This window comes from Streptomyces sp. NPDC002573 (genome assembly GCF_042889625.1).
GTDB lineage: Bacteria > Actinomycetota > Actinomycetes > Streptomycetales > Streptomycetaceae > Streptomyces > Streptomyces gibsoniae.
The window spans coordinates 1-2,043 of sequence record NZ_JBIARC010000238.1; the positions used below are offsets into that span (position 1 = coordinate 1).

Sequence of the window (2,043 nt, forward strand, 5' to 3'; positions counted from 1 at the left end):
CGCGGCCGTGGGTGGGGGGGGTGTGGTGGTTGGGCTGGGGGGGGGCGGGGGGGGGGCGGGGGGCGGGGGGGGGGGCGGGGGGCCCGGCCCCCCCCCCCCCCCCCCGCCCCCCCCCCCCCCGGTCCTCCGTGGCCGCTAGGCGCCGATGAGAGCCGGCTCCTCCCGGTCCCGTGCCGTGGCCACCGCCGGGAGCGGCAGGGCACGCGGGAGGGGGCGGGTCTCGCGCAGGCTCGGCGAGGGTGACACCGGGACGAGCGGGGCCCGTTCGCCGGACCTGGCGCGCTGCGAAAACCAGACGATCTTGCCGCCGGCGGCGGTGGCGCAGTAGCCCCAGCCGTTGCTCAGCGCCGCTATCTGCGTCAGACAGCCGCTCGGCGCGTAGTGCGGCCGGATGTCCCGTTCGGCGTCCTGGACCGCGGTGATGAGGTGCTGACCGTTCCACCACATCTCGATCGTGGTGTTCTTGTCCGTCGCGTGCCGGTCGATCGTGCGCAGCAGTGCGTCGGTGCACCGGCATACGGGCTCTACGAGTGTCTCGAGATCCCAGTACCGGAGATGGGCGGCCAGGATCCGCCGGACCTGCCCGATGCGCTCCGGGCTGAGTTCCACGTCGAGGTGGTAGTAGCAGGGTGCTGCGGTCTTCATTGTCGTTGGCTCCTCACCGGCGAAGCTCTCGCTTCCCTTCCGGCCCAGGGGGCCGACCCCGATCACTGAGCGTGAGCACTCATCGCTTCTGAGTCATTCCCAGGGTGAGAGCACTACTCCATTCGTGCAACACGAAGCCCGCCCGCCACGGTGGTTCACGCTTGAACAGGACGCTTTGTGTTGAACCGTGCACCATGGGTGAAGGACTCGATCGCCGTAACGGATCACCCCCGCTCCGTGCCCGGCTTTCGTGCACCCTCCGGACGGCGCTCCGTTGCCCCTCCGGATCCGTGCTCAGTGCTGAGTGGGAGGTGACCGCGCCATGCTGCAACCGGCCAGAGCCGAGGTCGCCCGCCACCTCGAGCAGTACCGGGCCTGGGAGCGACTGATGCTCGCGTCTCCCGACAACCGCGCCGTCCGCGGCAGTTTCGAGAACACCGGCTACACGCTGTGTGTGCTGATGGGGAAGCGGTGCGCCCGTGAGGCCGTCGACGCCGCCGAGTTGTACCTGAACCCCCGTCAACCCCGCTCAGGGGGCGTCCCGTACGACCCGCACGATCCGTACGGGCCGCGCGAACCCCGCGAGCGGCACGACCCGCGAGACCCTCGCGACCCTCGTGAGCGGGCCGCGGCCAGGACCTGTCCCGCACGGTCGGCGAACGCGTAGCGAAAGCCAAGAAGCCAGGCCGAGCTGGAAGCGAACACCACAGAGCCGGCGCTCACCCGAGCTTCGAGAACGGCGGAGGAGGCGAAGTCCATGGAACCGCAGGCCACCCACCGTGACGCGAACACCCCTGCCATCGGCGGCGTGCGGCCCGTGACCGGGCGCATCCCGATCGTGGACGTGCGGCCCGCCGTCGACGGCGGGAGGCATCCGGCCAAGGCGGTGGAGGGAGAGACCTTCCAGGTCACCGCCACGGTCTTCGGCGAGGGGCACGGCGCGATCGGCGCCAACGTCGTGCTGAGGAATCCCGAGGGCCGTCCCGGTCCCTGGACGCCGATGCGGGAACTGGAGCCCGGGTCGGATCGCTGGGGCGCGGACGTGACTCCGACGTCGACCGGCAACTGGACGTTCGCCGTGGAGGCATGGGCCGATCCGGTGACCACCTGGCAACGGCACGCGCGGATCAAGGTGCCCTGTCGCATCGATGTCGCCCTGGTCCTGGAGGAGGGCGCCGACCTGTACGAGCGGGCGGCCGCCGCAGTGCCGGACGGACCGCGGCGGGAGACGGTACGTGCCGCCGCCCGCGCCCTGCGCGACGAGTCCCGGCCGCCGGTCGCCCGGCTCGCCGCCGCCCTGTCTCCTGAGGTGGACGGTGTGTTGGCGCGGTTTCCGTTGCGGGAGTGGGTGACGTCGTCGGATGCGTTGCCGTTGCTGGTGGAGCGGGAGCGGGCGTT

The 2,043-nt window shown here is 71.8% G+C and carries 3 protein-coding genes; 2 read left to right on the forward strand and 1 reads right to left on the reverse strand.

Annotated elements, in window-relative coordinates; genetic code table 11:
* Positions 1-135: 135 nt before the first annotated feature.
* Complete coding sequence (locus ACFYX0_RS47580; RefSeq protein ID WP_388982033.1) at positions 136-645, reverse strand: pep a2; 510 nt, start codon at positions 643-645, stop codon at positions 136-138.
* Between the two features lie 322 nt (positions 646-967).
* Here ACFYX0_RS47580 and ACFYX0_RS47585 point away from each other — a divergent pair, with 322 nt between their 5' ends.
* The gene (locus ACFYX0_RS47585; RefSeq protein ID WP_355905226.1) at positions 968-1,312 is read left to right on the forward strand and encodes a DUF5133 domain-containing protein; all 345 of its coding nucleotides are present in this window, start codon (positions 968-970) and stop codon (positions 1,310-1,312) included.
* A 90-nt stretch (positions 1,313-1,402) separates the two neighbouring features.
* On the forward strand, positions 1,403-2,043 hold a 641-nt coding region (locus ACFYX0_RS47590; RefSeq protein ID WP_388982036.1), incomplete at its 3' end, for a maltotransferase domain-containing protein.